This is a genomic window from Roseateles sp. P5_E8 (assembly GCF_054177665.1).
Window position 1 is genome coordinate 1 of sequence record NZ_JBGCUM010000019.1, and the last position, 26,086, is coordinate 26,086.

Below are 26,086 nucleotides of genomic sequence, written 5' to 3' on the forward strand. Positions count from 1 at the left end.
GTCCGAATCCTATGAGACGTACTCGGCTCGATGCTGCGCATGATTATCCGTTTCTCGAAGATCTCATCGAGTTATCTGAGACACACTTCTTGCGGTTGGTGGCCTTCAAAATATCGGACGCGCATGCATTTACTCCTCCTGTCTGCGAGTCCCTGCGCGCGCTTTGGGTGATCTTTCAACAGCTTTCTTATGGCGGGAAAGTGCGCAGTGGTCTGGCAGGTGCCGTTGGAATATCGAAGGCCGTCATGCTTCTCACCGACGGGCGCGTCGGTCCCGCCTTCGATTCTGAAGTGAGGCGTCATCTTGGCGTCGGTCGGATCGATACTGCGGAGCAATGGTTAGAGGCATTACGTGAGGCATCTCGCGACATTAGGGCGTTTGAAGCTGCGAATGGAGATTCAATCGCTAATTGCGTACCGCACTTTTCCCATTTACATATCGGTCGCATCTATGACATGGCACTTGGTCCGGGTTGAAAAAAGGTCTTACCGGCCGTTCCACCGGACGTCCCTCGGCAAGCCTCGATCCGCCGGTGAACTTCAACGTGAGGCGTCATAACCTCCAACCGCGGGACTCCGCTTCATGACCAACCCACCTTGGTTCTCCGCCCTCTCATGGTCCGCTTCGGTACCTATCGAGGAATTGCGGCTTGATCGGCAGCGCTTGCCGCGCACTTCCGGCGTCTATGTGTTCACGAACTATCCCGAAGCCTTGGAGAAGAACTTCGGTGTGCTGTATGTTGGCAAAGCCAAATCTCTTTTCAAACGGGTGCAGAGCTATCTCGTAGATCCGGAAAACCTCCTTGTCATGTCGCAGAAGAGCGGCGGCACGAGGCTGTCCACGTCCCTCCGGCACACCGGCAAGAATCTTCTACTCATCGAGGTTCAGCAAAAGTACCGGGCAGAGGGGCTGACCAAGTCATTTATTTGGGTTCGTTGGCACGAGTGCGCGTCTCCGCATACGCTTGAATCGCAACTGATTCAGTATCTTCAACCCGCGTTCAATACTCAGGGCAGGGCAACCGATGACGCCTAGCCTTTCGACCGAGGTGAGACGTGGCCTCACAAGCAACCACCCCTTCATGTCATGACCACAGAACAACGCCTTCTGGACCTTGGTATCGAGCTGCCGGCAAGCAGTGGCCCGGCAGGAAACTATGCCGCCGCAGCGCGTTCGGGCAATTTGTTGTTCCTGTCTGGCAAAGCGCCACTGCCGCTGAATAACGTGAAGCCGCGCGGTCGCTTGGGCCGCGAGTATTCCGCTGAGGATGGCTACCAGTTTGCCCGCTCCGCCTGCCTGGATTTGCTGGCGACGGTGAGGGCAACGCTCGGAGATCTGGACAAAGTGGTGCGCATCGTCGAGTTGCACGGGTCGTTGAATACGACGCCGGACTTTGAAGACCACGCCAGGGTCTTGGATGGCGCCTCCGACCTGCTCCTGGAGGTATTTGGATCCGCCGGTCTCCATGCCAGGTCTGTCATCGGCGCGGTGTCACTTAGGAACGGGGTGCCACTCACGGTGAAGGCCACCATCGAATGTCGGCCCGAGTGAAGCTGTCCCGGCGGCGGCGTCAGGCCTCGCCGTCCCAGTAATCCAGCCCCGCCTCGCGCCGCTGCAGCAGGCGCAGGTCCGTCGAGAACACGCCGACCTTGCCCGAGTCCGGGTATTCGCAGACCTCCGGCCTCTCCAACGTGCTGATGCTGAGGTAGTGCAGCGGCGCGCTCGAGGTGTTGACGATGTGGTGCGGGTACTCTGGCCCCGGCGGGATGGTGATGACGTCGCCGGCCTTGATGGGCACCAGCTCTCCAGCCACGCGCAGCGTGCCCTCGCCTTGCAGCACGATGAACATCTCCTCCTCCGCGTGGTGGAGGTGGTAGGGGCAGCTCATCTGGCCGGGCGCGACGATGTCGAAGCTGGCGCCGAGCTTCTTCGCTGCGGTGCCCTTGGTCAGGCTGGCGGACTCGCTGTCGTAGCGCGGCGCGCGCACGAAGCGCTCGCGCGGCACGTCGTTGAAATTGCGGATCAAGCGCTCGCGCAGCTCGGCGGGTGTGGTCATGCAGAAGCTCCTGGGACAATCGCGGTGTGAACCCGCCCGTGCATCTTCCAGAACCTTCCGCCGACCTGCAATCCGCTGCACACCAGGTCCTGTCAGCAGTTTTCGGCTACACGGCCTTCCGCGGCCAGCAGGCGGAGATCGTCGAGCAGGTGGCCGCCGGCGGCGACGCGCTGGTGCTCATGCCCACGGGCGGCGGCAAAAGCCTGTGCTACCAGGTGCCGGCCATCGTGCGCCACACGCGCGGCCAGGGGGTGGCCATCGTCGTCAGCCCGCTGATCGCGCTGATGCACGACCAGGTCGGCGCGCTGGAAGAAGCCGGCGTGCATGCCGCCTTCCTGAACAGCAGCCAGACCGGCGAGGAGGCCAGCCGCATCGAGCGCGAAATGATGAGCGGGCGCCTGACGCTGCTGTACGCCGCGCCCGAACGGCTCACCACGCCGCGCTTCCTGGCCCAGCTCGAGTCGCTTCGGGAGCGCTGCCTGCTGTCGATGTTCGCCATCGACGAGGCGCATTGCGTCAGCCAGTGGGGGCACGACTTCCGCTCGGAGTATTTGCAGCTGAGCCTGCTGCACGAGCGCTTCCCCGAGGTGCCGCGCATCGCGCTGACGGCCACGGCCGACGACCTGACGCGCGCCGACATCATCCAGCGCCTGCAGCTGCAGGACGCGCGCGTCTTCATCAGCAGCTTCGACCGGCCCAACATCCGCTACCTCATCGCCGAGAAGACCGCCTCGCCGCGCGAGCAGCTGCTGCGCTTCGTGCGCGATGAGCATGAAGGCGAGGCCGGCATCGTCTACTGCCAGAGCCGCAAGAAGGTCGACGAGACGGCGGTGTGGCTGGAGAGCGAGGGCATCAAGGCCCTGCCGTATCACGCCGGCCTGGACGCCGACGTGCGCCGCCGCCACCAGGACCGCTTCCTGCGCGAGGAAGGCCTGGTCATGGTGGCCACCATCGCCTTCGGCATGGGCATCGACAAGCCCGACGTGCGCTTCGTCGCCCACCTGGACCTGCCCAAGAACATCGAGAGCTACTACCAGGAGACCGGCCGCGCCGGCCGCGACGGCGCGCCGGCCGAGGCCTGGATGACCTATGGCCTGGCGGACGTCGTCAACCAGCGCCGCATGATCGACGACAGCCCGGCCGACGAAGTCTTCAAGCAGGGCCAGCGCGGCAAGCTGGACGCGCTGCTGGCGCTGGCCGAGGCGACGGACTGCCGGCGCGTGCGGCTGCTGGGTTACTTCGGCGAAGAGAGCATCCGCTGCGGCAACTGCGACAACTGCCTGAACCCGCCGCAGACCTGGGACGGCACCGAGGCCGCCCGCAAGCTGCTGAGCTGCATCTACCGMTTCCACCAGCGCGGCSARCGCTTCGGCGCCGGCCACCTSATCGACGTGCTGCGCGGCAAGRCGACCGACAAGACCAAGCAGTACGGGCACGACAGGCTGTCTACCTGGGCCGTCGGGGCCGACCTGTCCGAGCAGCAATGGCGGGCCGTGCTGCGCCAGCTGATCTCGCTGGGCCATGTGGCGGCCGAGGGGGAATTCAACACGCTGGCGCTGCAGGACAGCGCGCGCTCGGTGCTCAAGGGCGAGGTGGAGTTGCGCCTGCGCGAGGCCGAGGAGAAGAAGCCGCGCGGCAAGGCCTCACGCGGCAGCACGGGCAAGCCCAAGGTCGACCCGGCGCTGGGCCTGGATGCCGAGGCCCAGGAGCGCTTCGAGGCGCTGAAGTCCTGGCGCTCCGAGGTGGCCAAGGAGCATGGGCTGCCGGCTTATGTGATCTTCCAGAACACGACGCTGGCCGAGATGGCGCGGCAGGTGCCGGGCGACCTGGTGGAACTGGGCGAGATCAGCGGCGTGGGCGCCAAGAAGCTTGAGGCTTACGGCGCAGAGATCCTCAGGGTGCTGGGACGTTGATGGAACAGCCGATCACCGGCTTTCATCGAGACGAAGAGGGCCACTGGGTCGCCGAACTGGCCTGTGGCCACAACCAGCACACGCGCCACGACCCGCCCTGGCAGAACAGGCCCTGGACGCAGACGCCCGAGGGCCGGGCCGGCGTGCTGGGTCAGCAGTTGAACTGCCTCAAGTGCGACCAGGCCGCACCGAGGGATAGGCCTTAGCGCACGCTGCCGGTGCCTGCCGCCGCCACCTGGGTGCCGTCGGCTGCCGCGTCCCGCTTGCCGACGATGACGACGCGCGGCAGCTGCTGCACCTCGGCCGTCGTGTCGGCGGTGCGCGAGCCTTCGATGACCACACGTTCAAGCACGACGGTCGGCTCGGCCGGCGCGGTGATGGTCATCCAGGTGGCGCCGGTCAGCGCGACCAGCGCGACGAGGACGGCGGCGCTGGCGGCTTGCAGGCGAGTGGTGTGGGTGGTGGTGGTGCTGATGCGGTTCATGTGGCGCTCCCGTGTTCGATGGAGCGGACTTTGCGCGCCGAGGGTGGGCGCGTCTGCGGGTTTGCGATAGGTCGCCACTTTTCGCGGATGAATTGCAGCTAGCGGCGATGACGGTCCTAATCAAACCTATGGGCGACGTCGGGTGGCCCTTCACGCCGAGCCCGCATACTCCGCGCGCTCAATCTAGGGAGAGACAGACATGGCACGCGGCAACGACGTCCAGCTGGGCGGCATCACGGACCTGAACCTGCTGGCGGACATCAAGCCAGGCTTTGTCGACGCACTGGAAGTGCTCACCTATGTGGACCGGTTGCGCAAGGTGCTGCGCACGCTGAATGGCCTGCGCCTGGGCTCACGCGAATCGAGCGCGCCGGCCTCGCCGTACACCGACATCGTCGCCCGCTGGCGCATCGTCCACTCCTTCCGCTGGAGCATCGTCGACGGTGTGAACGGGGCGCCCGACCGCCTGCTGCTCAGCGTCAACTTCGACGGCGGCTGGGAGCCGTACATGCGGGTCATCTGGGACCAGCTCGGCTCCACGCTGGACCTGATGCTCTGCCATACCGAGGGCTACACGCTGTCGCGCGATTGCAGCTTCGAGACCTATGCGCGCTGGGTGCGGGCGCACGAGGTGTCGGCGGACTTTCTGTTCATCGAGTCCGGCCGCAGCGTGGGCGACGGCGAATACCTCGCCAGGCTGGAGGCCGCCCAGCGCGGCCGCGCCAACGAGCTGGCGTTCAACCGCCTGCGCGCGCCGGCCTCCGGCGAGACGCAGCCGCTGCCCACCGGCGACAAGGAGCGCTTTGCGATGGCCGCGCGTGGCCTGGTGCCGCTGGCGGGCCTGTTCACGCTGCAGCGCTTCTTCGGCGCCCAGGCGGCCGACCGCGCCTGCCTGCTGCGCGCCACGCACGACGTGCTGTTCGAGCTGTGCGAGCTGGACACGGTCAAACAGTTCCCCAGTGACGGCGGCAAGACGCCCGGCGGCGCGCTGCGCCAGCGCCACTACGAGATGCTGGGCTGGTTCGAGCAGCCGCTGCCCGAGCCGGAAGTCAAAGCCCGCGCGCTGTCGCTCAAGCCCGGCGACCTGCAGTGCTGCCTGCTGACCAAGCCGCCCGGCAACCGCGGCGGCCTGGTGCTGCTGCGCGTGGCCCAGCCGTCCCAGGCCGTCGCCTGGCTCAGTACCGCGCCCGTGCAGCGCGACAACGAGGACGCCGCGCAGTTGAATGTCTGGCGCCAGGTCGCGCTGACGCTGGCTGGCCTAAAGGCGCTGGGCATCCCGGCCGCGCGGCTGGAGCGCTTCCCGCAAGCCTTCAAGGAGGGCATGGCCGCCCGCGCCGGCCTGCTGGGCGACGTGCGCCACAACCACCCGGCGCACTGGGTGCTGGCGCCCCACGTCAACGGCATCGACCGCATCGACCCCGCGAATGCCCACGTCCTCGTGCAACTGCGCTTCCCGGCGGTGGAGCCGGGCGAGGCCTTCACGGTCGCCGACGAGCAGCGCCTGCGCGCGCTGGCCGACGCGCTGACCGTGGGCACCGGCCTGGCGCTGATGGCCATCGAGCCCATGCGCAGCAACGCCGCCGACAAGGAGCACTTCGGCTTCAAGGACGGCATCAGCCAGCCCGTGCTGGGCGGCGAAGCCTCGGGGCAGTCCTGGGACGACAGGGTCAAAACGGGGGAGGTGTTGCAGGGTTTCCCGACCGAGCGCGACAAGGGCTATGCCGTGCCCGAGCAGCCCGACGCGCTGCTGGACCGCGGCAGCTTCCTGGTCGTGCGCAAGCTGCGCCAGTACACCGGCCGCTTCAGCCGCCGCACTTATCAAGAAGCCAGGAAGATCGGCCTGGACCACGACCTCGTGCTGGCCAAGCTGATGGGCCGCTTCCAGGACGGCCGCCCGCTGGCGTCACCCGACGCGCCCGACACCACCAACGACTTCAACTACGTCAAGGACGCGCAAGGCTCGGCCTGCCCCTTCCACTCGCACATCCGCCGCGTCAACCCGCGCGACCTAGGCGGTACGGCGTTCGCCAGGAACCGCATGCCGCGCATCCTGCGCCGCGGCATGAGCTATGGCGCGCCCGTGCATGCCGACGCGCCGGACGACGATGACCGCGGCCTGATCTTCATGGCCTACAACGCCCACTTGGCCGAGCAGTTCGAGGTCGTGCAGCACTGGGTGGCCGGCGGCAATGCCAGCGGCGGCTATTCGGCGCAGAGCGACCCCCTGCTCGGTGTTGTCGACGGCAGCGCCGGCCCGCGCCTGTTCCCCTTCGAGCATGCCGGCAAGCCCTACGAGATCGACCTCGGCCCCGAGCCCTTCGTCACGCTGCAATGGGGCGCCTATTTCTACGTGCCTTCGATCGCCGCGCTGAAGTCGCTGCCGGGTCTGGTCGAGCTGCCCCTGCCGCTGCCGGCGCCCACGCCGGTGCCCGAGCGCGCGCCCAACCCGCAAGACCTGCTGGCCTGGCAGCGCTGGCTGGAAGACACCACCACCCGCGACAGCGCCTGGGCCTGGGTGCGCGCCCAGCCCGGCGGCGTCGTCGACACGGCCTACGGCGTGCTGGTGGGCGCGGCCGAGCGCGTCTGCGAAGTGCTGAGGAACGCCCCCGATCGCTACTCCAACAGCGGCTACGGCGAGCGCATGCACGACTCCATCGGCGTGGGCTACCTGGGCCTGGACGACGACACCGGCCACCGCGAGCAGGCCCCCGTCATCAACGCCGCCATCGAGGCCTACAGCGAGGCGCAGTGCTATGCCACGGCCTATCAGGTCGCCAAGGCCGGCCTGGTGCAGCTGAAGAAGGAGGCGCGCGAACTGCTGGCCGCCTTCCCAGAAAGCCAGACACCGAAGGACTTGCCCACCGACACGCCGCTGGACTTCGAGCGCCTCAGCGAAGGCGTGCTGGCCGCGCTGTGCAAGGCCTGGTTCGGCCAGCCCGACGGGCGCCGCATCTGGGGCACGGAGTTCCATGCCGAGGCTCCCGCGCACGGTGTTGCGCCGCGTTGCCCGCGCGACCTGTTCAAGGTGTCGCGCCATGTCTTCGGGCCTTACCCGACCGATGCGGTGAAGGCCGAGGGCCGTGCCGCCGGCAAGCGTTTCACGGCGGCGGTGGAAGCCTGGCTGGCCGAGACCCAGTCCAGTGGAGTGCAGCTGCCGCCGCTGGCGCAGAAGATCGTCGCCGCCGCGAAAGCCTTGCCCGACGCGACGCCCGACCTGCCCGCACGCACGCTGGCCGGCATCATGCTGGGCTTCCCGCCCACCACGCACGCCAACCTGCTGACCGTGCTGGCTGCCTGGGTGCAGACACGCAAGCTCTGGGAGCTGCAGCCGCAGTGGAACGAGGTGAAGCCGGACGCGCAGACCGGCCTGCGTCCCTACGCCGAGGCCGTCGCCCGCCTGCGCCCGACCATGGTCGCGACGCTGAACCAGCGCCCCACGCCCTTCCAGATCTGGCGCAAGGCCCGCGTGGCGCACAAGCTGGGCCAGGTGAATGTCGAGCCGGGCCGCGTCGTCGTCGTCGGCCTGGGCTCGGCCACACAGCAAGACCCTTTGCGCCACCACGTCGCCTTCGGCGGCGACCGCGCCGACCCCCAAGGCCCGCCACCGCACGCCTGCTCGGGCTACGGCATGGGCATGGGCGTGATGCTGGGTGTGGTCGCGGCGGTGCTGGACGCCGGGGTGATGCGGTTCACGGGGGCGCCGACGGTGGTGGCGTTGGCGGTGTGAAGACCCGCATCATGTACATCGAGTGCAAGGCCGGCGGCCTTGTCGGGCCTGCGCGCATCGGCCGCGTGACCTTCTCCAAGACCGGCGCCACGCTGTACTACGCCGGCAAGTCCTTCCAGAGTCTCAAGGGCAGCGGCTTCAAGTCGAACTACTTCGACGTGGAGACCGGTGAGCCCTACTGGATCTCAGGGCCGCACAAGGATGGCGGTGATGCGCTCTACGCCACGCATGTGAAGCCGGAGGTCGATGCGGACGTGCGCGAGGAGTACTGGACCGAGATTCGCGGGCTGCCGGTGCCGCCGGTCAGTGCTTGATGCGGATGAACGTCGAGATCACGTACTTGTCCCCCGACTCCGGCTTGTGCCCGCAGTGCATGTAGTTCCACCCGGCCGGGAATAGGACGAGCTGGCCCGCCTTGGGCGCGATCTTCAGTCCCTGGTGGAAGAACTCGGTTTCGCCGCCGCGCTCGACATCGTTCAGGTACAGCACCATCGCCACCACCCGGTCGCCGCTGGGGCCGCCTACGGAGTCGGCATGCCATTTGAAATGGCCCTCTCCACGGGGATACATCTGGATCTTGTAGCCGGTGGCCTGCAGGTCGAAGAACTGCAGGATGGGGCTGCGCGACAGGTAATGGGCGATGCAGGCCTGGATGCGCGGGTGGATGCGCTGGAAGAGGTCTCGCCAGGGGCCGTCGTGCAGGATCTCCAGATCCCAGGAGCGCTTGGTCTGCTCAGCGAGAGCCGCCTGCCCGGGCGCGCCGGTGCGGCCCGGCCGCTTGCCCTCGTCGTGGTCGAAGCGCTCGATGACGGCGCGGCACAGGGGCTCGTCCAGGCCGGGGTAGAGGGTGATGAAGTCGCGGTCGTAGAGCGGAGTCGTCATGGCAGGCCGCGGATCCTAAGGTCGCGGCCTGCGGGGCGTTCAGCCTCTTTGCGTCGATGGATACGCGGAATCCGAGCAAGCCGGCGCCCACATTGCGCGGGCGCCGGCTGGTCGGTGGGTCAGCAGCTGACCTTCGCGAAGTTCGTCCCCGCCCCGGCCGCCGCCGGCAGCTTCTGCTTCACGCAGGACGGTGCCTGCAGCGAGTAGCTGTAGGGGATGCCGAGCGGGAAGTTGGCGGTGGTGACCCAGTCGGTGGCGTCGCGCGACGGCGACGAGCCGCTGGCCACCCAGGTGATGCCGTAGGTCGCGAAATCGGCCGGGCTGGCGATGTTGTTGCTGCGCAGCTGCCAGTAGCCAATGGACGAGCTGTCGCGCGAGGTCACCGGGTTCTGAGCGTTCTCGAACCAGTTGCCCTCGATCAGCGAGTAGCCGCCCATGCGGATGTTGGCGCCCGAGGTCTTCACGCCGCTGTAGAGGTTGTTGTACAGGTGGGTGTAGCCGGCGCGCTGCAGTGGCAGGCGCGAGTTCACGTCCTTGTAGTAGTTGTGGTGGAAGGTGATGTAGCGGTCGCTGGCGTCGCTGTCGCTGGAACCGATCAGGCCGACCTTCTGGTGGTCGTGGATGTAGTTGTACGAATAGGTGATGTGGTGGGCGCCGGCCTTGCTGTCGACGAGGCCGTCGAACTCCAGGTCGCCCGCGCCACTGCATTCCTTCAGGCTGCTGAACAAGGTGTTGTGGTCCACCCAGATATAGCCCGGGATGCCGCCGCTCTGGCCTTCGATGCCGATGGCGTCGATGGAGCCGGGCAGCAGGCCAATGGTCATGTTGCGGATGATGATGTTCTGCGCTGCGGCCTTGATGGCGAGGCCGAAGTTGGCCGCCGAGCCGTTGGCGCCTTCGATGGTCACGTTGTTCTTGTTCTTGATCTCGACGACGGTGCCGGCGGGCTTCTGCCACTGCGCGCAGGAGTCGGTGATGGCGCCGAAGTTGAACGTGCCCGTGTAGCGCAACACCAGGCCCGAGCTGCCGTCGTAGGCATTGAGGGCCGCCTGCATTTGCGCGGCGGTGCTGACCGTCACGGCGGTCTTGGCGCCGCCGCCGGTCACGGTGCCGGCATAGCCGCCGCTGGCGCCGGCCGGGGCGGGTGCGGGCGTCGGGGCCGGTGTAGGTGCAGGGGTTGGGGCAGGGGTTGGGGCAGGCGTGGGCGCCGGCGTCGGCGCGGGGGTAGGAGCGGGGCTGCCCACGGGACCGACGGCGCACTTCTTGGTGATGCCGGGGTTGGGGTCCGAGCCGAAGGTGGCCACGGTGCAGGCGATGTCGCCGCTCAGGTTCTTGATGACCCATTTGTCCTTGATGCCGAAGGACACCGGCCGCGTGGCGGTGCCGGCCTTGCAGATTTCGCCCTGGTCGGCGCATTTCGAATAGCCCGAGGGCCAGTCCACCGCGTGGGCAGCCGAGGCGGCCAGCAGCAGCGACACGGCCGTGCCAGCGGCAGCGGCGGACCGGGTGGTCGGCAGCGGCGGGGGAGTGATCTTGTTCATGGGTTTGTCTCCTGTCGTTGTGGCGGCGCGGTATCCATCCAGGCACGCGCAGCCTGCTTCGCGTGCGGGCCTGGAGCGCGCCGACGCGAGAGCGGTGTGGTGGGAGGAACCAGTGCCGACGTCAGGTCGCAACCGGTCGATCCGCGCGCTGGGGCGCGGCGACGTCAGGTCGGCGCAGCAAGGCTGCCGCGCATCGCGGGGCAACTATGAAACATCGTTCTGATTTTGTGGATACGCGGTTTCATGTAGCCCGCTATGGGGACTGGAAAGTCGTAACTTCCGTGCGTCAGGCGTCACGAAGGCGTTGCGCTCGCTCGCTGAATCCCCGCATGCCCATGCGCTCGAACTCACCCCGCGCCCGCTCCAGCGCGGCCTGCCAGCCGTCGTCCAGCTTCAGCTCGGCTTCCAACAGCGCTGTCACTGCGGCCTCGTGATCGGACTGCCGCTGCTCGCCCGCGCCCCGGGCCAGCGCCAGGTAGCGCCGCGCCTGCGCCGCATCACCCGCGTTCGCCGCCAACCGTGCCGCGGCGCGGTAGGCCATCGCCCCGCCTATCCAGTCGTGCTGGCGGCCACGCTTGAGCGCCAGGGCGACGTGGCGGCGCGCCGCGACGGCGTCGCCTTGCGCGGCCAGCATGTCGGCCAGCCAGCCATGGTTGAAGCTGCTGTAGAGGCCACCGCCGCGCGGTGCGAGCCAGGCGGTGGCGTCGCGCACGCGCTGCAGCGCGGCCGGGTCGGCTTCGTGCTTCCAGGCGCCATAGGCCCCGGCGGCCTGGCCCATGGCACAGGTGAACATGCTGCGCACCTGAGCGCCCACGCGGTGGGCCACGGCCGCAGCGTCGCACGCCTCTGCCCAATGGCCCTGCCACAGGAAGACGGCGGCACGCCAGCCCTGCATGCTGGCCTCCACCGCGTGGCCGCTGCCGTCGAAGGGCGCCAGCGCCTCGGCAAAGATCTCGTGGGCCTGCTGGAAACGGCCCTGGTCGGCCAGCACGTAGGCGCGGCAGCACAGCGAGAAGGACAGGCCGATGCGGTTGACGGCGCTTTTGCTGGCGCGGGGGCGCTGGCGGGCGATGGCCAGGTCCAGCATGGGCAGGGCGTCGTCGTAGTGGGCGGCGGCGGCCTGCAGCTGGCCGACGGTGCCCGGCAACTGGGCCAGCAGCGCGTGGTCGCCGCATTCCTGCGCCTTGGCGACGGCGGCGCGCGCATGGCGCAGGCTGTCGCGCGTCTCGCCCAGCGCGTAGCCGACGTAGGCCAGCCAGTATTCGGTGCGGGCGACGACGCCCGGCTCGCCGTCGGCCTGGGCGAGCACGGCCGCGTGCTTGAGCACGCGCAGGTCGTCGCGGGAGGCGTCGAACACGCAGGCCATGCCCAGGCGCTGGGCGACGGCGATCCAGCGGCGGCGCCGGCCGGCGTCATCGGGCAGGAACTCCAGCGCGGCCAGCGCGGCGCGGAACTGCTTCTTGGCGCGGTCCAGCGCCGAGGCGGCCAGGGCCTGGTCGCCGGCGGCCTCGGCATGCAGGCCGGCGGCGGGCCAGTCGTTGGCGGCGGCGGCGTGATAGGCCAGCTGTTCGTGCAACTGGCCCTCGGCGCCGCCGCGCGCGGCCAGCTCGGTGCTGATGCGCTGGTGCAGGGCCTGGCGCTCGTGCAGGCCGGTGGCTTCGTAGACGACGTCGCGCGTGATGCCGTGCTTGAAGCGCAGGTGGCCGGGCGCCTGGTCGGGGAAGATGAAGTCCTGCCCGGCCAGCGCGCGCACGGCGGGGTGCTGCTCGCCGCAGCCGGACAAGGCCTCCAGCAGCCAGACCGGGATGACATTGCCGATCACGGCGGCCAGCCGCACCAGCCGCGCCTGCTCCAGCGGCAGGCGGCCGACGCGCGATTCGACCAGGGCGGCCAGCCAGGCCGAGCTGCTCTGGCCCTGGACGAAGCTGTCGCCGGCATCGGCCGCAGCGTGGCAGAGCTCCTCGATGAAGAGCGGGTTGCCGCCGGCATGGCGCAGCACCTCGGCGGCGAGGAAGGGGTCGACCTGGGGCGCCAGCTGCTGCACCGCGCGGGCAGATTCGCGCTCCGTCAGCGGCGGCAGCTCGATGATCTGCGCTCCGTCGTCACGGGCGGCGGGCAGAGCGGGCTCGGGCCGGCTGGCCGTCAGCAGCAGCAGCGGCAGGCCCTGCGCGGCGGCGATGGTGCGCAGCCGGTGCATCAGGCGCAGGGAGGCGTCGTCGGCCCATTGCAGGTCGTCGATGAAGACGAGCTGCGCCTCGCGCCGCGCCAGCGCCAGCAACAAGGCGAGCAGGGCATCGGCGCGCTGGCTCGGTGCGCTGTGCTGGGCGGCGGCCAGCTCGGGCGGCGGGTCGGTCATGCCGTCCATGCCGCGCAGCATTTGCAAGAAGGGTTGCAGCGGCTCGGCGCTGAGGTAGCTTTCGCAGTAACCGCGGTGGAGGCGGCAGATCTGGCCGGCCTGGTTGGCCGCGCGCCACAGGAACTCCTCGGTCAGCCGCGTCTTACCGACGCCGGCGCCGGCGCGCAGGCCCAGCCACAGCGTGCGGCCGCCCAGCGTGCGCACGAGCGCCGCGTCCAGCGCCGCCCGCTCGGCCTCGCGGCCAACAAAGGGCGCCAGACCGCGGCGCATGCTGGCCTCGAAGCGGCGGCTCACGGCCGCGCGGCCGAGCACGCGGTAGGCCGCCAGCGGCGTCGCGCGGCCACGCAGTTGCAGCGTGAAGCGCGGGCCGGTCTCGAAGAACTGGCTCTGCAGGCCCAGGCTGTCCTCGCTGGCGATGATCTCGTCGGCCCGCGCCGCTTCGGACAGCCGCGCGGCGATGTTGGGTGCGTTGCCCAGCAGCTCGAAGCGGCCGCGCATCTGGTCGCCCTCGTTGACGAGGACGATGCCGGCATGGACGCCGCTGTGCAGCGTCAGGCCACGGAACTCGGCCGGCCGCGGGCCCGGCGGCATGATGCCGCGCACGGCGGCGTGCAGCTCCAGCGCGGCCTCGGTGGCGCGGCGGCCGTCGTCCTCGCGCACCTCGGGATGGCCGAAGACGGCCAGCATGCCGTCGCCCTGGATGCGCGCGATGACGCCGCCGTGGTGGGGCACGATGCGCTCGTAGAACTCGCGCAGGCTCGTCAGCATGGCCGAGTAGTGCTCGGCCTCCATCCACTCGGCCATGGCCGTGGAGCCGCTCAGGTCGACGAAGAGCAGGGTCAGCAGCCGGCGCTGACCGGTCGCGCTGGGAGCGCCAGCGGGGGCGAAGGGAACAGGGGTCTCGGTCACTGCACCCGTCAAGCCAGCTCAGGCCGGCAGCGGTTGGAAATCCGTGTCGGCCACGGTGCGCGGCGCGTCCGGGGGCAGGTCTTCCTCGCGCAGGCCGAGGTAGATGGGTTCGCCGTTGCGGCGGTGGATGTTGATCTTGGCGTTGTAGACGCGGTGGATCAGGCCGTGCTTGTCGGCGATCTGGTATTCGCTGATGCCCCACAGGCCCGTGGCGTCGCGCCGGCCGGTCAGGTAGCAGGCGATCTCGTCGACCTCCGAGCCGGCCAGGCGCAGGCCGTTCAGGCTGCGCAGCGGCGCGCGCGTGCGCTCGACGAAGTCCAGGCTATCGATGCGCACGTCGTCGCCGGTGGCTTCGTCGTGCATCAGCGTGTTGAACTTGCCGACCAGGATCTGGCCCGGCTGGGCGTTCTCCACCATGCGCGCCAGCTCGATGGTGACCTGGCCGACCAAGTAGCTGAACGAGGTCGGGTTGAGGCCTTCGGATTGGTAGAACTCGTAGTGCGAGCCGACGTGAAAGCAGGCACGCAGGCGCGGCACGGACTCCGGGCGCGTGGCTCGTTCCTGGGCCAGCGCGTTGTCGGCCAGGATGAACTGCATCAGCTGATACAGCTCCACATTGGCCTCGACACCGCGCATGCGGTTCCAGATGTAGAAGCCGTCGCCCGTCGTCGTGCGAGCGAAATTGATGTTGATTTCCTGGGCCAGCAGCTTGGCGTAGGCGGCGTTGACCGAGCAGGACAAGCTGTTCAGCTGCACGACCTGTTGAAGCGGTGTCAGCAGCGAGAAGCCGACGGCGTCGAACAGGATGACGGCGCGGTCTTCCACCAGGCGCACGCCGTAGCGCGCGGCGATGGCCGCGATCAGCGGCAGGCCCAGGCCCTTCTCGGGGGCGAAGGGCAGTTCGATGAAGCGCGGCGCCACGCCCAGGGCGGCGCTGACTTCGTCGAAGGCGTGGGCGTCGAGGTGCTCCTGGTTGGACAGCAGCTTGTCCAGCAGGCGCGCGCGCCGTGTCAGCTCGGCCGGCGGCAGGTTGCCGTCGCCCAGCGCGAACTCGGTCAGCATGGGGTGGGGCGCGACGATGGCGCGCAGGCCACGGGCCTCGGGCGTCCAGCCGAAGAGGAGGTTGTCGCCCAGGTTCCACAGCGAGTAGAGGGCCTGGTCCAGCAGGATGATGTTGTCGCGCAGCTGGTTTTCGCTCAGGCCTGCCGGGGCCGGATAAGCCATGAAGCCATCCAGCCAGGAACGGCGTTGGCGCAGCTCTTCTTTCACAAGCGGGCTCCGATAAGAAGCCCGATTGTCTTTCACAGAAACGGCTTTTGCCGCGAGAGACAAGCCGACTCGGCGGCGCAGTTCAGGCTAACGGCCTGCTGCGCCGGCGACTCGGCTCGTGGTTTCGTCGTCAAAGACATGCTCATGCGGCTCAGGCGCGGCGGGCGATGACGGTGACGCGGGGCAGTTGAGCGATCTCGCGCACGGCATAACCGGTGACGACGACGCGCGGCAGTTGAGCCACTTCCTTGACCGCCTTGCCGGTGATGACGACGCGGGGCAGCTTCTGCACTTCCACGGGGGCGGCGCTGGCGGCGAAGGCGGTGAAGGCAAAGGCGGCAACAGCGGCGGCCTGGATCAGAACGGTGGTCTTCATGGTGCTTCCTTCGGGGTATGCACAGCGGGATTGCTGTGTCGATGGAAGGAGTTTCGGCAACGAACCCTTGCTTCGCCAGGCCGCTGCGATGAAGCGCAAGAGCCGCGTGCTGAGCTGCGGGCGACGGCGATGAAGCGTCCGCCTATCATGGCCGGTTCGCTTGTAGACATTGCCATGCCCCACCCGGATTTGCCCGCAGTTCCCGAATCCCGCTTCATCCGCGTGCGCGGTGCGCGCACCCACAACCTGAAGAACATCGACGTCGACCTGCCGCGCCATGCGCTGGTCGTCATCACCGGCCTGTCAGGTTCTGGCAAGTCGTCGCTAGCGTTCGACACGCTCTACGCCGAAGGCCAGCGGCGCTATGTGGAGAGCCTGTCCAGCTACGCGCGGCAGTTCCTGCAGCTGATGGACAAGCCCGATGTGGACATCATCGAGGGCCTGTCCCCGGCGATCTCCATCGAGCAGAAGGCGACCAGCCACAACCCGCGCTCCACCGTCGGCACGGTCACCGAGATCCACGACTACCTGCGCCTGCTCTATGCCCGCGCCGGCACGCCTTTCTGCCCCGACCACGACCTGCCGCTGGAGGCGCAGTCCGTCAGCCAGATGGTGGACGCCGTGCTGGCCATGCCCGACGAGAGCAAGCTGATGCTGCTGGCGCCGGTCGTGCGCGACCGCAAGGGCGAGTTCGTCGAACTCTTCCAGGAGCTGCAGGCCCAGGGCTATGTGCGCTTTCGCGTCGACGGCGCCACGGTCGAGGCGCCTGAGATCCCGGCGCTGAAGAAGACCGAGAAGCACGACATCGATGTCGTCATCGACCGCGTCAAGCTGCGTGCCGATTCGCACGATCAGTTGCGCCAGCGACTGGCCGAGAGTTTCGAGGCGGCGCTGCGGCAGGCCGAGGGCCGGGCGCTCGTCATGAACATGGACAGCGACCAGACGACGCTGTTCTCCAGCAAGTTTGCCTGCCCGGTCTGCTCCTACTCGCTGCCCGAACTGGAGCCGCGCCTGTTCTCGTTCAACTCGCCGGTGGGTGCCTGCCCGAGCTGTGAGGGCCTGGGCCAGGTCACCGTGTTCGACGCCGACCGCGTGGTCGCCTTCCCGACGCTGAGCCTGGCCAGCGGTGCCGTCAAGGGCTGGGACCGCCGCAACCCCTATACCTTCTCGCTGCTGGAGTCGGTGGCGGCGCACTACAAGTTCGACGTCGAGGCGCCGTGGGAAAGCCTGCCGCCGGCCGCGCAGGACGTGCTGTTGCGCGGCTCAGGCACCGAGGACATCAGCTTCGTCTACCAGGCCGAGACGGCTTCGGGCAAGAAGCGCAGCGTCAAGCGCCAGCATCCCTTCGAAGGCATCCTGCCCAATCTGCAGCGCCGCTTCAAGGAGACCGACTCGGCCGCCGTGCGCGAGGACCTGGCCCGCTACATGGCCGCCAAGCCCTGCACGGCCTGCGAGGGTTCACGCCTGCGCCGCGAGGCCCGCAATGTGGTGCTGCAGCCGGCAGACGCGCCGCCCGGCGTGCGCGGCCGGCCGATCTTCGAGGTCGAGCATTCGACACTGCGCGAATGCCTGGACTACTTCGAGACACTCAAGCTCAAGGGCAACAAGGCCGACATCGGCGACAAGGTCGTGCGCGAGATCGCGTCGCGGCTGCGCTTCCTGAACGACGTGGGCCTCAACTACCTGAGCCTGGACCGCAGCGCCGACACATTGTCCGGCGGCGAGGCCCAGCGCATCCGCCTGGCCAGCCAGATCGGCTCCGGCCTGACCGGCGTCATGTATGTGCTGGACGAGCCCAGCATCGGCCTGCACCAGCGCGACAACGACCGGCTCATCGCCACGCTGCGCCGTCTGCGCGACCTGGGCAACTCGGTCCTGGTCGTCGAACATGACGAGGACGCCATCCGCGCTGCCGACTGGGTGCTGGACCTCGGCCCCGGCGCCGGCGTGCATGGCGGCCACATCATGTCGCAGGGCACGCCCGCCCAGGTGGCGGCCGACCCGAACTCGCTGACAGGCCGCTACCTCAGCGGCGCCGTGCGCATCGAAGTGCCCACCCAGCGCCACAAGGTGGCCGAGGGCCAGCAGAGGTTGCGCATCGTCAACGCGCGCGGCAACAACCTCAAGGGCGTCACGGTCGACATTCCGGTGGGCGTGCTGACCTGCGTGACCGGCGTGTCCGGCTCGGGCAAGAGCACGTTGGTCAACGACACGCTCTACGCCGCCGTCGCCAAGAAGCTCTACAACAGCCATGCCGACCCGGCCGCCTACGACGAGATCGAGGGCCTGGACGCCTTCGACAAGGTCATCAACGTCGACCAGAGCCCCATCGGCCGCACGCCGCGCTCCAACCCGGCGACGTACACGGGCCTGTTCACCCCCATCCGCGAGCTGTTCGCCGAGATGAACACGGCGCGCGAGCGCGGCTACGGCCCGGGGCGCTTCAGCTTCAACGTCGCCGGCGGCCGCTGCGAGGCCTGCCAGGGCGACGGCGTGCTGAAGGTGGAGATGCACTTCCTGCCGGATGTCTACGTGCCCTGCGACGTCTGCCACGGCCGGCGCTACAACCGCGAGACGCTGGAGGTGCTCTACAAGGGCAAGAACATCACCGACGTGCTGAACATGACGGTGGAGGACGCCTTCAACCTGTTCAACGCCGTGCCGGCACTGGCGCGCAAGCTGCAGACGCTGCTGGACGTGGGCCTGGGCTATGTGAAGCTGGGCCAGAGCGCGACCACGCTGTCCGGCGGCGAGGCGCAGCGCGTGAAGCTGGCGTTGGAGCTGAGCAAGCGCGACACGGGCCGCACCCTCTACATCCTGGACGAGCCGACGACCGGCCTGCACTTCGCCGACATCGCCCTGCTGCTGAAGGTGCTGCACCAGCTGCGCGACGCGGGCAACACCATTGTCGTCATCGAGCACAACCTGGACGTCATCAAGACGGCCGACTGGCTCATCGACATGGGCCCGGAGGGCGGTGCCGGCGGCGGCCAGCTGCTGGTGGCCGGCACGCCGGAGGACGTGGCGGCCTGCGAGGCCAGCCACACGGGGCGTTACCTGGCGCCCTTGCTCAGACGTTGATTGGCTTGCGCTTGAAGCGGTAGCCGATCACCAGCAGGCCCGCGACGATCATGGCCCAGCTGCCCGGCTCCGGCACCGCGGGCGTGACGCCGGGCAAGCTCGGCGACTCGGCCACGCGCACCGTGCCCGGCGGCAGCGAGGGCATGCCCAGGCTGGCCAGGGGCGGCATGCCGCCGCCAGAGCTGGCCACGGGGCCGGGCGTACCGCCGCCAAGGCCGGCGAAGCTGCCGCTGCCCTGGGCCGGCGCGCCGCTGCCCAGAGACGCGCCGCCCGACTGGCCGGCGAAGCTCTCCGGCGCTGCGGCGGCCATGGGGCCGGCGGCCGGTGCCTCGAATTCCAGCGGTGTGACGTCCTCGCCCTCTCGGGCCGACGACACCACGTTGGCGGCGCCGGACGGCGCCACGGCGGCGGGCTTGGCCTCCAGGCGGCGAATGCGGCTGACGTTGCGGCAGACGGTGGGCACCAGGATGCACTGGCCGTCCTCGCAGTAGACGAGGCCGCGCTCCTGGGTCTTGGCCGTCCATTTGGCGCGCGTCACCGTCTTGCAGACGGCGCCGGGGCCGAAATGCATGTCGCGGATCTCCGGCGCATAGCTGGCTTGGCCCTTGATGGAGTCGCGCTCGATGAGGGCGATGTCGTCGTAGCTGCGCGCCTTCATGCGCGCCTTGAGCTTCTCGCGCGTGGCGGCGGGGATGTCCTGGTAGCGGTCCACGGCCACCACCACGTCGCCCATGAAGGGGTTGACGCCCGGGCGGTCCCAGCTGCAATCGGGCAGCGTGGAGCCGGCGGAAACGGCGAGAGCGAGGGTGGCGATCAGAGACATCGGAGGGCCCGTGGAAACAGCGCGCCCCAAACCAGGGGTGCATATCCCTAGTGTTAGGGAATCCCAGGGTTTTCACGCGTTGAATGCCCCCGAAGACAGGGTGGCCGGCCGGTGAGAAATATCACGCAAAGCGCAGGAAACGATGCGAAGGAGACGCCCGCGAACCCACGGGCATTGCTGCTATCGTGCCGACCGCTGTAGCTGTCCCCCCAATCCGCCATGCCCGACCGCGCCGCGCCGCTGGTGCTTTACGTCGAAGACGACCGCATCCACCTGATCCTGATGGAGGAGGTGTTCCGGATGCTGCCGGGCTGGGAGCTGCGCTGTGCCGAGACCGGTGCCGAGGCGCTGGCGATGCTGGCGGAATGCCGGCCCGATCTGCTGCTCATCGACATGAATCTGCCGGACATGACGGGCCTGGAACTGCGTGCCCGCGTCGCGGCGGATGCCGACCTGTCGGCTGCCTTGAGCGGCGCACATTGGGTGGCGCTGTCGGCCGACAACCCGGGCGAGGTCGTGCGCGCCGCGCGCGCGGCCGGCTTTGCCGACTACTGGCTCAAGCCCATCGACGTGTCGCGGCTGCAGGCCGGCATGCGCGCGCTGCTCGCCTAACGGGCGTCGATGACGTAGCCGCGCGGCTGGCCGTGCTCTGCTGCATGGCGGCGGCTTGGGCGCAGGAGAGCGGGCAGACCTGATGCTGCGTTGCTCGGGCCAGAGGCCCGATCCTTCGCCAAGCACAAACAGTCCTCAGGACTGTTTGAGTCCGGGCTCAGTCCTCCGGCCGCTTCGCGACCTCCGCCTTTACCTTCGCATCAGGCCTACCCGCTCTCCCGCTTGGCGCACTGGGCCGTTCGTCGCAGGACACAGTTGGTGCAAGCCGGGATGCGGGTACGCGTACTTGCGCAGGTAAAGGAGGAGGGCCGCTTGCGGCCCGGGGGACACGAAGCAAGTGCGTGTACCCGCGTCCCGGCGCATCACGAATCAATGCGCAAGGAGCCGAAAAAAAGCCCGGCACTGCCGGGCTTCGTGTTGACGAGGCCGCGCGAGCGCGGCGCCGTTTCACTTCAGGTGGCTGTTGATCAGCTTGGTCATCTCGAACATGTCGGCCTTGGCCTTGCCGAAGATTTCCTTCAGCTTGGCGTCGGCGTTGATGACGCGCTTGGACAACTCGTCCTGCAGCTTGTTCTTCTTGATGTACTCCCAGACCTTCTTGGTCACGTCGGTACGCGGCAGGGGTGCTGCGCCGACGATGGCCGCGAGAGCGGCGCTGGGGGTGAGGGCCTTCATAAAGGCGGCGTTGGGCGTGCGCTTCTTGGCGGGTGCTGCGGCCTTCTTGGCCGGAGCTGCCTTCTTCGCTGCAGGTGCCTTTGCGGGCGCTGCTGCCTTCTTTGCTGCAGGCGCCTTTGCGGGCGCTGCTGCCTTCTTCGCCGGTGCGGCCTTTTTCGCCGGAGCCGCAGCCTTCTTTGCGGGCGCGGCCTTCTTCGCAGTTGCCATGTCGATTCACTCCATCAAAAGTTGTTGATGTGCCGGGCGTGGGTGAAGGTCCAGTAGACCTTCAATACTCGCTAGCACCCTGCGGCGGCGATGGTACTGCGCTCCCTGGGGGAATAGAAGGCTTTCATAGAGGGGATGACCCGCAGTAGCCCATGAAATCGAGGCTTTCGGGCCTAGCTTGTCGCGAGGCCGCATCAGTCCTGGGCTTTGCGTATGTTCACGTCAGCAAATGTCGTCGCCATCGGGTGCGCGCTTCTCGCCGCTGAACATCGCCGCCACGAGGTTCTCGCGGTGCCTAAAGCTCGTCACGATGACGCCGCCGAGGTGGCCGATGACGAGGGTCGCGATGCCCCAGGCCAGCCACGCATGCAGGTCCGACAGCCACTCGTAGCCCCACAGCCAGTCCGTGGTGTACAGCCAGCCGCTCAAGGCCAGCGCGGCGGCCGTGGCCCACAGCGCCAGCACCATCCAACCACCCAGCGGGTTATGGCCCAAGTGGCGCGGCTCGCGGCCGGTTCGCATCGCGCGGGCATAGGCCAGCACCGCGCGCGGGCCGCGCACGAACTGGTTGAAGCGGGCATAGCGGCCGCCGGTGAAGCCCCAGATCAGTCGCAGCGTGACGGCAGCGGCCGCCACATAGCCGGCGGTGTGGTGCCAGTCGTCGAAGTGGCTGGGCGGCCAGTGGCCGCTGATCCATGCGGTGGCGACGGCGCCAGCCAGCGTCCAGTGCAGGACGCGCACGAACACGTCCCAGACGCGGATGCGCATGGCTTACTTCTTGTCTGCGGCCTGCTCGCCTTCGGGGTAGACGCGCTCGAAGGTCTTGGGGTTGAAGAAGGCCTCGGCCTTCTTGCCTTGGCCGTCGAAGCCGTAGACCTCGTAGCAGCCGTTGTAGTTCTGGACCTTGCGGACCTTCCAGCCCTCGCCTTCGAGCTTCTTCTGCAGTTCCATCTGGCCCTTCTTCTCTTCCTTGGGCACGACAGGGCAGGAGACGTTGCCGTGGGCGAAGGCGGCGCCGGTGAAGGCAGTGAGGGCGAGGGTGGCGAGGAGGCGTTTCATCATGAGGTCCTTTGGGGAAGGTTGCCGGGCCAGAGCAGCGCCGGGCCGGCGTCGGCTAGGGTCTTGCAGCCGGAGAGGGCCATGGCGATCTCCAGCTCGTCGCGCAGCAGGCGCAGCGCATGGGCCACGCCCAGGGCGCCGCTGGCCGCGAGGGCGTGCACATAGGGGCGGCCGAGCAGCACGGCGTTGGCGCCCAGGGCCATGGCCTTGAGCACGTCGGTGCCGCGGCGGATGCCGCCGTCGACGAGCAGCGGCACATCGGGGCCGAGCGCGGCGCGCAGCGGCGGCAGCAGCTCGGTGGTGGGCGGCAGCGTGTCGAGCGCGCGCCCGCCGTGGTTGGAGACGACGAAGCCCGTCACGCCGCGTGCCAGCGCCTCGCGCGCGTCGTCCACATGCGTGACGCCCTTGAGCAGTAGCGGCAACTTGCTCTCAGAACGCAGCCAGTCGACCTCGCGCCAGGTGGCCGCGCGAGGCATCAGGCCGTCGAACAGCGCGCTCTGGCCGGACTGCAGGTTGAGCGGCTTCTTGAGACCGCCGAGGTTGACGGCGCGGATGTCGTCGGGCAGCTTGAAGCCGATCCGGCGCTCGCGGTCGCGGGCCCCATGCACGGGCGCGTCGACGGTCAGCACCAGGGCCTGGTAGCCGGCGGCCGCGATGCGCTTCAGCAGCGCGCGCATGAAGTCGCGATCGTCGCGCCAGTAGAGCTGGAACCACAGCGGGCCGGCGGTCGGGTCGGCCAGCATGGGTGCCGCCACGTCTTCCATGGGCACGCTGGCCTGGGCGCTGAGCAGCACCCCGGCACCCTGCGCGGCGGCGGCGTGGGCGATTGCCATCTCACCGTCGGCGTGGAAGAGGCGTTGGTAGGCGATGGGCGCCAGCAGGATGGGGTGGAGCAGCTCGCGGCCAAGCAGGCTCACGCGCGTATGGCCGCCGGACAGGTCGCGCAGCACGCGGGGGTGCAGCTTGATCGCGTCCCAGGCGGTGCGGTTGGCGCGCAGCGTCAGTTCGTCGGCCGCGCCGCCGTTCAAGTAGGCCCAGGCGGATTCGGTCAGGCGCGCCTTGGCGGGCGCCTCGAAGTGGGCCAGATTGGCCAAGCCCTCGGGCAGGGCCTCGATGGCCGGTGCACTCATGTGTCTGCCCACATGCGCAGGAGGTTGTGATACGTGCCGGTGAGCTGCACCAGCTCGGGCGTCTCGCCCATCGCCTGACGCAGCTGCATCAGGCTCATGTCCATTTCGTAGAGCAGGCGGCGCTGCTCGTCGGCGCGCACCATGCTCTCTATCCAGAAGAAGCTGGCCAGGCGCTCGCCGCGCGTGACCGGCTCGACGCGGTGGACGCTGGTGCCGGGGTAGACGACGAGGTCGCCCGCCGCGAGCTTGATGCGCTGCTCACCGAACGTCGTGTCGATGACCAGCTCGCCGCCGTCGTAGTCGGTGGGCTCGTTGAGGAACAGCGTGCAGGAGATGTCGGTGCGCACGCGCTGGGCGCTGCCCGGGAGGTAGCGCACCGCCTGGTCGACATGGCTGCCGTAGGCATTGCTGGCACCGGCGTAGCGGTTGAACAGCGGCGGCAGCACGCGCTTCGGGATAGTCGCGGAGAAGAACAGCGGGTGCTTCTCAAGCGCCTGAAGCACCAGGGCCTGAAGCTCGCGGTGCTGCTCGCTGCCGGTCTGCAGCTGTTCGTTGTTCTTGACCTGCGCGGCCTGGCGGCCGGCGGTCGCGCGGCCATCGGCCCAGGGGGCCGAGGCCAGCAGTTCGCGAGCCCGGGCCACGCCGGCGGTGTCGAGGATCTGGGGGATCTTCAGCAGCATGGCGTGGCGCGGGTTTGCATAGCGATCAGAACTTGTAGGTGCCGGTCAGGCTGGTCACGCGGCCCGTGCCGGGCACGTAGAAGGCCGTGTACAGCGAGTCAGCATAGAGCTTGTTGGCGAGGTTGCTGACGTAGAGCTTGAACACCAGCGTCTCGGGCACGGCGGTGAACTCGGCCATCGCGTCGGCAGTGACGAACTTGGGCGCGGCGATGCCGGCCGGGTTGCGGTTGGGCGTCTGGCTGCTGCGGGCGTTCAGTCCAGCGCCCAGGCGCAGCTGGGGCAGGAACTGGTAGGCCGTCCAGATGCTGCCGGAGTAACGCGGCGTCAGCGACGGGCGCTGGCCCTTGCCTTCCGCGCCTTCGGCGCCCTCGTCGATCTTGGCGACCGGCAGCCAGGTGAAGTTGCCGAAGACCTCCCACTGCGGCGTGATGCGGCCGACGACGTCAACGTCCAGGCCGGCGGCGTGGCGCTTGCCGGACAGCGTGGTGGGGCAGTTCTGCGTGCCGGGCGGGCAATCCTGGTTGCGCTCGTGCAGCTTGGTGTTGCGGAAGGCGCTGGCGCGCAGGCTGAGCTTGCCGTCGGCGCTGTCCCACTTGGCACCCAGCTCGACGTTGACGGAGCTCTCAGGCGGGATGTCCTGGTTGGCCGCGCTCAGCGAGTAGGCATCGCCGGAGGTGTTGAACGACGTCGCGCCCATCAGGTGGAAGGACCATTGCTCGTTCGGCTGGAACAGCACGGCGGCGCGCTTGCTCACTTCCGAGATCTTCATCTGGTAGCTGGTCGTCGTGAGCGGATACACCGCCGTGGCCGACGCGGCCGCGTACTGGTCGTAGTCGCCCTTCAGGTTGTCGTAGCGCAGGCCGGCCAGCAGCTTCCACATCGGCGCGATCTGGATCATGTCCTGCAGATAGCCGCCGTAGCCAGTGGACGTGTAGGAGTTGTTGTCGCGGAAGCTGCGCAGGTTCTCGTCGATGCTGGCGCCGTCATACGGCGTGCCCACCGTGGTGTTGGGGCGGGTCGGAACGACGCCACCCTGCGCCGGCGTGACGGCGATGAAGACCTGCTTGTTCTCCTTGGCGAAATCGACGCCGGTCTGCAGCGTGTGCTCGAAGCCGAGCGCCTTGAACTTGGTGCTCAGGTCGCTTTGCGCCGTCACGGTCTGCATGTTCTGCTTCTTGATCTGCAGGCCGCGGGTGATGACGGTGTTGGCGCTCAGGTTCTCCAGCGTGACGGCCTGGCCGCCCGGTTGCTGGGCCGCACCGGCAAAGTTCCACAGCGTCGCGCGCTGGTCACGCGTGTAGTTGGCAGCGCGCACCTTGGTCACCAGCTCCGTGTCCTTGGAGAAGCGGTGCGTGTGCGAGAGCATGCCGTAATAGGCCGTGCCCTTGTTGAAGTCGCTGGCCAGGCCGTAGTAGGCGTCCGGGTCCAGCTTGGTATTGAGCCCGTTGGCGACAGGGGATGTGGCGGTCGGCCTGATCCAGCGCACGCCGTAGTTCATGCCGTTGTCGTTCTGCAGACCGTAGACGGTGATGCCGAACTCGTCGGTCTCGTCGATGCCGAAGCGGTAGCTGGCACCGATGCCGCGCTTGTCGATCTTGGAGCCGGCGCCGTTGCTGTCGGCCTGGTTGGTCATCGCGCTGATGCGGAAAGCCGCGGTCTCGCCGGTGCGCTGGTTGAAATCGCCGATGGCGCGCAGCGCGCCGTGGCTGCCCATGGTCACGTCGATCTGGTTCTGGTCGGCCAGCTGGGCCTGCTTGGTCACCTGATTGACGGCGCCGCCGGTCGAGCCGCGGCCGAACAGCAGCGAGGCCGAGCCGCGCAGCAGCTCCAGCTTGTCGAGGAAGAAGGTGTCGCGGTCGTAGAAGGCCGGGTCGCGCATGCCGTCGATGAAGATGTCGCCGGTGCTCTGCAGCGAGATGCCGTGGATCTTGACGTCTTCCTCGCCGCCTTCGGCCGCCAGGAAGGTGATGCCCGAAGTGTTCTTCAGCACTTCCTTGACGTTGGTGAAGTTGCGGTCATCCATGACCTTCTCCGTCACGACGGTCAGCGCCTGCGGGATGTCGCGGATGTCCTGCTTGCCCTTGCCGATGCGGGTCTCGGTGGCCTGGTAGTCGTCCTTGCCCTGCTTCTCGGCGCTGGCCTTGATGCGCACCGTGGGCAGCACCGTTTCTTCCTTGGGCGGCGCGGTCTGGGCCAGGGCGGCCGAGGCCAGGCCGAAGCCGGCGGCGAGTGCGCCAAGAGGAAGTAGAGGCAGCAGCGCGGGCGATTTCAGGTTGTTGTTGCGGGACATGGATTTCTCCGAAGGA

At 68.4% G+C, this 26,086-nt stretch carries 23 protein-coding genes; 9 read left to right on the top strand and 14 right to left on the bottom strand.

What is annotated here, in order from left to right:
- From ACXRVZ_RS13295 to ACXRVZ_RS13305, 3 genes are all read left to right on the top strand, one after another.
- Positions 1 to 476, top strand: a 476-nt coding sequence (locus ACXRVZ_RS13295) for a hypothetical protein (protein WP_458232472.1), incomplete at its 5' end; no start/stop codon positions are given.
- A gap of 106 nt (positions 477 to 582) precedes the next feature.
- Positions 583 to 1,035 (top strand): hypothetical protein, encoded by a 453-nt coding sequence (locus ACXRVZ_RS13300; RefSeq protein WP_457419935.1) that lies wholly within the window; start codon positions 583 to 585, stop codon positions 1,033 to 1,035.
- Positions 1,036 to 1,086: 51 nt separating this feature from the next.
- Positions 1,087 to 1,551: a RidA family protein gene (locus ACXRVZ_RS13305; RefSeq protein WP_457419937.1), complete on the top strand. Its 465-nt coding sequence runs from the start codon at positions 1,087 to 1,089 to the stop codon at positions 1,549 to 1,551.
- Between the two features lie 19 nt (positions 1,552 to 1,570).
- On the opposite strand, the gene ACXRVZ_RS13310 is transcribed toward ACXRVZ_RS13305, so the two are convergent.
- Positions 1,571 to 2,056, bottom strand: coding sequence for a cupin domain-containing protein (locus tag ACXRVZ_RS13310; RefSeq protein ID WP_457419939.1), 486 nt, complete (start codon positions 2,054 to 2,056; stop codon positions 1,571 to 1,573).
- A gap of 38 nt (positions 2,057 to 2,094) precedes the next feature.
- Here ACXRVZ_RS13310 and recQ point away from each other — a divergent pair, with 38 nt between their 5' ends.
- Positions 2,095 to 3,969 carry a DNA helicase RecQ gene (recQ, locus tag ACXRVZ_RS13315; protein ID WP_458232473.1) on the top strand — a complete coding sequence of 625 codons (1,875 nt, stop codon included), beginning with the start codon at positions 2,095 to 2,097 and terminating at the stop codon, positions 3,967 to 3,969.
- Entirely contained in the window at positions 3,969 to 4,175 is a 207-nt protein-coding gene (locus tag ACXRVZ_RS13320) for a DUF3565 domain-containing protein (RefSeq protein ID WP_457419943.1), read from the top strand. The genes recQ and ACXRVZ_RS13320 overlap by 1 nt, the downstream gene beginning before the upstream one ends.
- Here the strand turns inward: ACXRVZ_RS13320 and ACXRVZ_RS13325 are convergent.
- Complete coding sequence (locus tag ACXRVZ_RS13325; protein ID WP_457419945.1) at positions 4,172 to 4,453, bottom strand: hypothetical protein; 282 nt, start codon at positions 4,451 to 4,453, stop codon at positions 4,172 to 4,174. The genes ACXRVZ_RS13320 and ACXRVZ_RS13325 overlap by 4 nt on opposite strands.
- A gap of 199 nt (positions 4,454 to 4,652) precedes the next feature.
- On the opposite strand from ACXRVZ_RS13325, the gene ACXRVZ_RS13330 reads away from it, so the two are divergent.
- Both ACXRVZ_RS13330 and ACXRVZ_RS13335 read left to right on the top strand, forming a co-directional pair.
- A complete protein-coding gene (locus ACXRVZ_RS13330) occupies positions 4,653 to 8,180 on the top strand; it encodes a hypothetical protein (RefSeq protein WP_457419947.1) in 3,528 nt (1,175 codons plus the stop codon).
- Complete coding sequence (locus tag ACXRVZ_RS13335; protein ID WP_457419949.1) at positions 8,177 to 8,494, top strand: 1-deoxy-D-xylulose-5-phosphate synthase; 318 nt, start codon at positions 8,177 to 8,179, stop codon at positions 8,492 to 8,494. Before ACXRVZ_RS13330 ends, ACXRVZ_RS13335 begins: the two co-directional genes overlap by 4 nt.
- Here ACXRVZ_RS13335 and ACXRVZ_RS13340 read toward each other — a convergent pair.
- The 5 genes from ACXRVZ_RS13340 to ACXRVZ_RS13360 form a co-directional block, all read right to left on the bottom strand.
- Positions 8,484 to 9,062, bottom strand: a complete 579-nt coding sequence (locus ACXRVZ_RS13340) for a 2OG-Fe(II) oxygenase (protein WP_458232474.1) — start codon at positions 9,060 to 9,062, stop codon at positions 8,484 to 8,486. The two genes, ACXRVZ_RS13335 and ACXRVZ_RS13340, sit on opposite strands and share 11 nt — an antisense overlap.
- Positions 9,063 to 9,181: 119 nt before the next feature.
- Positions 9,182 to 10,603 (bottom strand): pectate lyase family protein, encoded by a 1,422-nt coding sequence (locus tag ACXRVZ_RS13345; protein WP_457419953.1) that lies wholly within the window; start codon positions 10,601 to 10,603, stop codon positions 9,182 to 9,184.
- Positions 10,604 to 10,889: 286 nt separating this feature from the next.
- Complete coding sequence (locus ACXRVZ_RS13350) at positions 10,890 to 13,868, bottom strand: ATP-binding protein (RefSeq protein WP_457419955.1); 2,979 nt, start codon at positions 13,866 to 13,868, stop codon at positions 10,890 to 10,892.
- 18 nt (positions 13,869 to 13,886) lie between these two features.
- Positions 13,887 to 15,092, bottom strand: a complete 1,206-nt coding sequence (locus ACXRVZ_RS13355; RefSeq protein WP_457419957.1) for a hypothetical protein — start codon at positions 15,090 to 15,092, stop codon at positions 13,887 to 13,889.
- 196 nt (positions 15,093 to 15,288) lie between these two features.
- Positions 15,289 to 15,513, bottom strand: a complete 225-nt coding sequence (locus ACXRVZ_RS13360) for a hypothetical protein (protein ID WP_457419959.1) — start codon at positions 15,511 to 15,513, stop codon at positions 15,289 to 15,291.
- Positions 15,514 to 15,687: 174 nt separating this feature from the next.
- Between ACXRVZ_RS13360 and uvrA the strand changes: the two genes are divergently transcribed.
- Positions 15,688 to 18,594: an excinuclease ABC subunit UvrA gene (gene uvrA, locus ACXRVZ_RS13365; RefSeq protein ID WP_458232475.1), complete on the top strand. Its 2,907-nt coding sequence runs from the start codon at positions 15,688 to 15,690 to the stop codon at positions 18,592 to 18,594.
- On the opposite strand, the gene ACXRVZ_RS13370 is transcribed toward uvrA, so the two are convergent.
- The gene (locus ACXRVZ_RS13370; RefSeq protein WP_457419963.1) at positions 18,584 to 19,417 is read right to left on the bottom strand and encodes an MHFG family PEP-CTERM protein; all 834 of its coding nucleotides are present in this window, start codon (positions 19,415 to 19,417) and stop codon (positions 18,584 to 18,586) included. The genes uvrA and ACXRVZ_RS13370 overlap by 11 nt on opposite strands.
- A 219-nt stretch (positions 19,418 to 19,636) precedes the next feature.
- Between ACXRVZ_RS13370 and ACXRVZ_RS13375 the strand changes: the two genes are divergently transcribed.
- Positions 19,637 to 20,029, top strand: coding sequence for a response regulator (locus ACXRVZ_RS13375; protein ID WP_457419965.1), 393 nt, complete (start codon positions 19,637 to 19,639; stop codon positions 20,027 to 20,029).
- A 447-nt stretch (positions 20,030 to 20,476) separates the two neighbouring features.
- On the opposite strand, the gene ACXRVZ_RS13380 is transcribed toward ACXRVZ_RS13375, so the two are convergent.
- The 6 genes from ACXRVZ_RS13380 to ACXRVZ_RS13405 all read right to left on the bottom strand — a co-directional run bounded on the left by ACXRVZ_RS13380 (position 20,477) and on the right by ACXRVZ_RS13405 (position 26,070).
- On the bottom strand, positions 20,477 to 20,911 hold the full coding sequence (locus ACXRVZ_RS13380) for an SWIB/MDM2 domain-containing protein (RefSeq protein ID WP_457419967.1): 435 nt from the start codon (positions 20,909 to 20,911) through the stop codon (positions 20,477 to 20,479).
- A gap of 222 nt (positions 20,912 to 21,133) precedes the next feature.
- A complete protein-coding gene (locus tag ACXRVZ_RS13385; protein ID WP_457419968.1) occupies positions 21,134 to 21,679 on the bottom strand; it encodes a cytochrome b/b6 domain-containing protein in 546 nt (181 codons plus the stop codon).
- A 3-nt stretch (positions 21,680 to 21,682) separates the two neighbouring features.
- Positions 21,683 to 21,970: a PepSY domain-containing protein gene (locus ACXRVZ_RS13390; RefSeq protein ID WP_457419970.1), complete on the bottom strand. Its 288-nt coding sequence runs from the start codon at positions 21,968 to 21,970 to the stop codon at positions 21,683 to 21,685.
- Positions 21,970 to 23,100: an alpha-hydroxy acid oxidase gene (locus ACXRVZ_RS13395; protein ID WP_457419972.1), complete on the bottom strand. Its 1,131-nt coding sequence runs from the start codon at positions 23,098 to 23,100 to the stop codon at positions 21,970 to 21,972. The genes ACXRVZ_RS13390 and ACXRVZ_RS13395 overlap by 1 nt, the downstream gene beginning before the upstream one ends.
- Positions 23,097 to 23,780: a Fe2+-dependent dioxygenase gene (locus ACXRVZ_RS13400; protein ID WP_457419974.1), complete on the bottom strand. Its 684-nt coding sequence runs from the start codon at positions 23,778 to 23,780 to the stop codon at positions 23,097 to 23,099. The genes ACXRVZ_RS13395 and ACXRVZ_RS13400 overlap by 4 nt, the downstream gene beginning before the upstream one ends.
- Before the next feature lie 25 nt (positions 23,781 to 23,805).
- Positions 23,806 to 26,070: a TonB-dependent receptor gene (locus tag ACXRVZ_RS13405; RefSeq protein ID WP_457419976.1), complete on the bottom strand. Its 2,265-nt coding sequence runs from the start codon at positions 26,068 to 26,070 to the stop codon at positions 23,806 to 23,808.
- Between the last annotated feature and the right edge of the window lie 16 nt (positions 26,071 to 26,086).

Bases quoted from the DNA above. Each gene is read 5' to 3' on its own strand.
- ACXRVZ_RS13310 (WP_457419939.1), bottom strand. From the start codon at position 2,056: ATGACCACACCCGCCGAGCTGCGCGAGCGCTTGATCCGCAATTTCAAC.
- ACXRVZ_RS13400 (WP_457419974.1), bottom strand. From the start codon at position 23,780: ATGCTGCTGAAGATCCCCCAGATCCTCGACACCGCCGGCGTGGCCCGG.
- ACXRVZ_RS13305 (WP_457419937.1), top strand. From the start codon at position 1,087: ATGACCACAGAACAACGCCTTCTGGACCTTGGTATCGAGCTGCCGGCA.
- ACXRVZ_RS13385 (WP_457419968.1), bottom strand. From the start codon at position 21,679: ATGCGCATCCGCGTCTGGGACGTGTTCGTGCGCGTCCTGCACTGGACG.
- ACXRVZ_RS13320 (WP_457419943.1), top strand. From the start codon at position 3,969: ATGGAACAGCCGATCACCGGCTTTCATCGAGACGAAGAGGGCCACTGG.
- uvrA (WP_458232475.1), top strand. From the start codon at position 15,688: ATGCCCCACCCGGATTTGCCCGCAGTTCCCGAATCCCGCTTCATCCGC.
- ACXRVZ_RS13405 (WP_457419976.1), bottom strand. From the start codon at position 26,070: ATGTCCCGCAACAACAACCTGAAATCGCCCGCGCTGCTGCCTCTACTT.
- ACXRVZ_RS13325 (WP_457419945.1), bottom strand. From the start codon at position 4,453: ATGAACCGCATCAGCACCACCACCACCCACACCACTCGCCTGCAAGCC.
- ACXRVZ_RS13345 (WP_457419953.1), bottom strand. From the start codon at position 10,603: ATGAACAAGATCACTCCCCCGCCGCTGCCGACCACCCGGTCCGCCGCT.
- ACXRVZ_RS13340 (WP_458232474.1), bottom strand. From the start codon at position 9,062: ATGACGACTCCGCTCTACGACCGCGACTTCATCACCCTCTACCCCGGC.
- ACXRVZ_RS13380 (WP_457419967.1), bottom strand. From the start codon at position 20,911: ATGGCAACTGCGAAGAAGGCCGCGCCCGCAAAGAAGGCTGCGGCTCCG.
- ACXRVZ_RS13375 (WP_457419965.1), top strand. From the start codon at position 19,637: ATGCCCGACCGCGCCGCGCCGCTGGTGCTTTACGTCGAAGACGACCGC.
- ACXRVZ_RS13395 (WP_457419972.1), bottom strand. From the start codon at position 23,100: ATGAGTGCACCGGCCATCGAGGCCCTGCCCGAGGGCTTGGCCAATCTG.
- ACXRVZ_RS13300 (WP_457419935.1), top strand. From the start codon at position 583: ATGACCAACCCACCTTGGTTCTCCGCCCTCTCATGGTCCGCTTCGGTA.
- ACXRVZ_RS13370 (WP_457419963.1), bottom strand. From the start codon at position 19,417: ATGTCTCTGATCGCCACCCTCGCTCTCGCCGTTTCCGCCGGCTCCACG.
- ACXRVZ_RS13330 (WP_457419947.1), top strand. From the start codon at position 4,653: ATGGCACGCGGCAACGACGTCCAGCTGGGCGGCATCACGGACCTGAAC.
- ACXRVZ_RS13390 (WP_457419970.1), bottom strand. From the start codon at position 21,970: ATGAAACGCCTCCTCGCCACCCTCGCCCTCACTGCCTTCACCGGCGCC.
- ACXRVZ_RS13360 (WP_457419959.1), bottom strand. From the start codon at position 15,513: ATGAAGACCACCGTTCTGATCCAGGCCGCCGCTGTTGCCGCCTTTGCC.
- ACXRVZ_RS13355 (WP_457419957.1), bottom strand. From the start codon at position 15,092: ATGGCTTATCCGGCCCCGGCAGGCCTGAGCGAAAACCAGCTGCGCGAC.